Origin of the sequence: Gilliamella sp. ESL0250, from assembly GCF_013345045.1 — a bacterium.
In the GTDB taxonomy this organism is placed as follows: Bacteria; Pseudomonadota; Gammaproteobacteria; order Enterobacterales; family Orbaceae; genus Gilliamella; species Gilliamella apicola_H.
The window spans coordinates 1-5204 of record NZ_JAAEDV010000025.1; the positions used below are offsets into that span (position 1 = coordinate 1).

3 protein-coding genes are annotated in these 5204 nt (G+C 35.9%); all 3 read right to left on the reverse strand.

The features are described from left to right. Positions 1-70 precede the first annotated feature (70 nt). Positions 71-907: a DUF6708 domain-containing protein gene (locus GYY69_RS12560; RefSeq protein WP_174797993.1), complete on the reverse strand. Its 837-nt coding sequence runs from the start codon at positions 905-907 to the stop codon at positions 71-73. Between the two features lie 15 nt (positions 908-922). After that, positions 923-4576: a toxin VasX gene (locus GYY69_RS12565; protein WP_174797994.1), complete on the reverse strand. Its 3654-nt coding sequence runs from the start codon at positions 4574-4576 to the stop codon at positions 923-925. 17 nt (positions 4577-4593) lie between these two features. Further along, positions 4594-5204, reverse strand: a 611-nt coding sequence (locus tag GYY69_RS12570) for a hypothetical protein (RefSeq protein WP_174797995.1), incomplete at its 5' end; no start/stop codon positions are given.

The window sequence follows — 5204 nt, forward strand, 5'->3', positions numbered from 1 at the left end:
CCATATCATAAGATTGATAATTTAAAGCCAAATAAATACTAAAATTACGCCAATGATAATTTGGAGATTTTTATTCCTTAATTTTTTTATACTCGGCATCTATTTGTTGATACGCTTCAAGCGAGCTGGCTTTGGATTTTTTGTCGATTTCTTCTGGCCAGTTGACTTTGATTGGCCATGTGAAATCTTCTTCTGGCATTAATTCCGCATCCAAATTATTATCATAAAAGGCCATATAGTTATTTATCCACATCCATTCGTCATAGCTTAAACTGGTATCAGCAGTCAACAGAAAGTAGTCAATCACTTTAGTGGTATTAGGCTCACATACCACACATTCTAGACGATAGCTTCTAACCATTCCACCACTAGCAAGAGGAACTGATACTGAGGTCATACAACCCTGAATATCTGCCCAATTAAACTCTTTAACACTAATCTCTTTGGCTCTAAATGGCGAGCGAGTAAAGGTAGCCCATGATCCTAGATATAAGATGAAATGCTCATAAAGATAGACTTTCCCTGTTCTACGGTTTAAGCGTATTGGGCAATCTTCTGGCATGAATAAAATTGTTAGAAATATTTGAAGTACAACAAAGCTAATAAAAATCAAAATAATCCCTAAAAAAACAAATAAAATATCTATTCTCCTTAAGTGCATGATATTAATACCATAAAAATTTACAAATACTCCAAATATTGTAAGTAGTAACGAGAGAAATGATATAATAATTAGAAAGACACGGAGAATTACACCTATTCCGTTTGGGCGTCTTGAAAACTCACAATAATCATCATTAGCATAACGTAATTTTTTATTATTACTTAAATGTAATTTTGTTGTATATACCCATTTATGCAAATCCTCGCGCCATGCAGAAACTTGCGGTTGATATTTGGATGGCATTATTCGTTCTCCTTTTTAATTGATAATATGTTCAATGCGTAGTGGCGATTTGGCGTCTTTACCTTGCCAATAGTGCAAAATGCCAATCACTTTTTTCGCTTTTACCCTTAATTCGGCAACTTTTTGGTCTATCGTCACTGTATCATTTATATTTGATTTGATAGGATAATCTTTAGAAGCAACCCAGCGCACTAAATCATAATTACATTGATTGGGTGATACCGTAACATTCAGATTTTTATCGTCTTTACCTTTTGCAATTTTGACCTTAGCCGATTGCTCTTCAGAATCTGTTAGATAGACCATACAGACATAACGGCTTTGTGCATCAAAATTGGGCAGTTTAATATGCACATGCAAACCACCGGCATAAATTAATGCAGCGTTTTCATCAGTATCATTACGAATATCGTCCAAAAAGAACTCCATATCATAAGGTTGATAATTTAAAGCCAAATAAACACCTGAAAGATAGGCAAAATAGTCATTTAACGCAGCACTGGTGCCAACAGCGGTGAGAGGATAAGGCTCCCCTTTTTCTGGGTGTTTATGGTTACCAAAATAGCAACGATTAAACCAAATTTGTAGCGGTGACCAGCGATCGGCTTCTGAGCCTATATACACTAAAATTGCGCCAATAACAGCTAATGCTATTGCCAATAAGGCAAACGGTAAAATAATAGGAACAGCTACTCCAACAAAACCAATCAAACCGCTTACTAGTGTAAATACACCACCTGTTATAACTAGCTTAGCATCTTCACTATCACCATCTTTCGCATAACAATACCCTTTATAAATATCCATTGCCCCGTCCAATATCGTAATTAGCGCTAGCGTTCCTCCAGTGACTTTTATAAATTTATCACAACCCGGTATCATGGTAGTAAAGATATTGGTTTTGGGTAATACACTACCGACTAGTTTAATCGTGTGAGCCATTACTTCGGCCGACATTAACGACATAATTACACAAGTCTTTGCCATATCATTAAGAATTTCCTCTTTCACTTCTTGCCGCATTTCACGGCATTGAGCCTCGAATTCTTGCCTATTTTGACTGTATAAAATTCCTTGTAAAAATATCATTATCCCATTCATAAAAATCCCTTTGGTGGCATCGAACTTGATTCGTCGTTTGGCGACTTGCTCTATTGCTTTTTCAAGTTTATCTAGAGTGAGCTCGCCACTAAATTGGTGGGCGTGTTTAATTTTAGCGCCTAATACCTTTTTGGCTTTGGCAAGGGTGGTTTCTTTTAAATTGCCGCCTTTTTTCAACTCATCAATCATGTTATTCATTGAGGCAATATCATCAGCCAACACCATAAACTCCATTTGAACCGTTTTTTCGAGCTGGCTTTTAGTCAGTTGGCTTTCAAATTGCCAGCGCTTATCGGCATCCGATACTCTTGATAGCTTATACAGCTTGGAACTTTTATCAATGCTCACCGTTGATACATCTGAATGCTCCATCAAAATTTCATAAACTTTGGGTAGGTTTTTAATTTTGACCGATAAACTTATACGCCTATGCTCAATACCCGAAAAAATTTTAAGCATTTCTATGCCATGATCTTTCATTAAAATGTCGTTAATTAACTTAGCGTTCTTGGGTGGATTAGCAACACCAGCAGCCATCCAATTCATTAATACTTCCATTTTATCCACAAATAAGGTCGTATCTTTCGCATCAATTGGCAGATCCATAATAGCGTTAATTTTGTCCACTAATTCATTGAGAATGGTTACTTTCGTTTTGTGGTTTGCTGCATCTTGATTTTGCTCCATTTCATCAATCCGTTGTTTTAGTAGCAATTCATACAGGTTATTGTCTTGACCTTTTAATAGATAAAAATAGATGGAATTTTCGTCTCGTAATAGGCTGTCCCATAAGCCAAACTGTTCAGGTAGCTTCGCCATTGTTATATTACCTTGTAATATGGTAGTAATATCTTCAAAATAGCCTAAGTGGTCTTTAGAGTAGTCGTTTTCTTGTTCCCGTTTCCAAAACTCAACTTGATTATAATCGGTCAGTCCAGCTGGGGCATATTGAGACGGTTTATCTTTTGAGCCAAAAAGCCAAGTAACATAAACTAAATAATCGATTGATATTTTGCGGATGTCTTTAACAATTTCGTCAAATAGGTTTTTATCTTCTTGGCGAAATGCATCTAGTTTACCCTTATTTAGCCGTGCATCGAGTTTTGCCCATTCCTTTTTAAATTTGCTTTCAGCTGCATTATCCAATGTCCAATGAAATCGTCTTACATCAACAGCTGGTATGGCGGATTTATGCTTTGTGAGTAGTTCTTTTTTTTCTGCTTCTGATAAGGCAACTTCTTTATATCCATTTTCTTGTAACGTTTTGATAGTATTATAATAAGAATTCTTCGCACCTTTATAATTAGAGCCTGGTTCATAGGCATCGTAATATTTTGGCTGAGTGTCAGCGCCTTCATAATCTTTGTCTATAACCTCATTACAATAGTTCTTTAATCCTTTTTTATAAGCGTCAATACAAGACACAATCCTGCGTTTATAGCCACGCTCAGTAGAAAAATATTTATGATAATATTTGGAGGTATTTGTATTGGGTCTTAGGGGGACTGTTATTGCTTGTGGCTGTGCGGTGTCACTTTGATTGTCATCAATATTAGGATTTATAAGGCTTTGAAAATAATCTTTTGCATATGGAAACAGCTGTGGTAACTCATCAGACGCATTTAACCAGTTATCCGATGGCGTATAATCTGCTATTTTTTCGTTATAGGCATCGGTTAATTTTTTCTCTATTGCCCGTTCGTGCTCTAAAAAAGCATTATTAATAGGGTCAAAATTGCGCAATCGTTGGGCATTAAGCTCTTCGGCTATGCCGAAGGTGTCTTCTAACACAATGCAACCTATTGTACATTGATACTGATTTTCAAATTTTGCGGCTATATTTGCAATTGCTTTTAAATCATCTTTATCTGAATAATCATAAAATTCATGTGCGCTTGGAAAACGTACGTTAAAATCTTTTTTGTCAAAGAAAAACTCGGGTAAATAAGGCGCTTTATTCTCGTCAAGTAAATCGTTGAAAGCAAAACTACGTCCGTCGGTTAAAGCGGTAGGGTCGTTTCGGGTTTTATCGTTTATCGTTACTTGGGTGAATCGTCTTAAATCGGCATCTGGAGAACGGTAATAATCTTCAATATCTTTTGACCAAGCTCGACGGCTATAAGCTATCCATACCGTTGCATTTAATACATCAATATTAGCAAAAATAGCGGGGATATTGTGGTTCATTTCAGTGCATTTTTCAGCCAAATCTTCAATCTCGTATTTTTTCATATGGTAAATGGAACGGTGCCTTAATGCCCCTTTCGAGGTCACTTCGTAGCCTAATAATTTTCGATTGCCATTTTGTTCCATTAATACATAAACATACCCTTTGCGTAACATTCTTAAGGCGTATTTATGCTTCGTTAATGCCACGTTAGGGCGCCTATCGGTTAATTCGGGTACGTTTTCTGACCAGTCTATACCGTGGTAAGCATTGGGATTAATAACCGATTGACGAACTAAAAAAAAGGGCATGCCGTTTCGTTGACAAGTGCCACATCCACCATCGGCCATTGCTGAAGCGTTTTTTGCTTCAGTAAAAATATTAGGGTCGATTTTTTCCATGATATATTCCTTTGTTATTATTGTTTTAGCTCTATTTGACTCAAATGCTGTGCTAAAGTACCCGGTTCATCTATTGCTTTCGCTATCGCGGCTTTTAACGATTTGGGATCTAATCGGTTTTTATAGCGCATAAGCACTAATGATAAAGTAAATCGATCGTTATCATCTTCTAACCCTTCTAGTTTCGCTTGGTTATAAAATTCAGCTAATAATAATATGTCTGAATCTTCAATATTTTTATTTTGATTTTCACAAATATTTTGCCAAGCCACGGTTAAATGATATAGCTTAACCGATTGTTTTAAAAAATTTTTAGTTTCTTCTGTTACAAATATATCAAAGCGTTCTGGGGTATAAGATAGTGATTGAATAATCTGCAAATGATTGTTGAATGAGGTAAAACAGTAAGTGCTACAGCAATTTAATAAATTTGGTAACCAATCAGGACAAATTTTATTGCCTTCTTGCAATAAAAACATTCGAAACGGCTCATAAAAAGGCACAAAACGAACCCCAATTAATTGACCTAACTTTAAACCGATATTAATTAGTTGATCACTTAATAAATCAGGTTGATTTTCGCTGACTATGCATGCACAGATATACCGTTTTTGCAGTGAACCTTCTT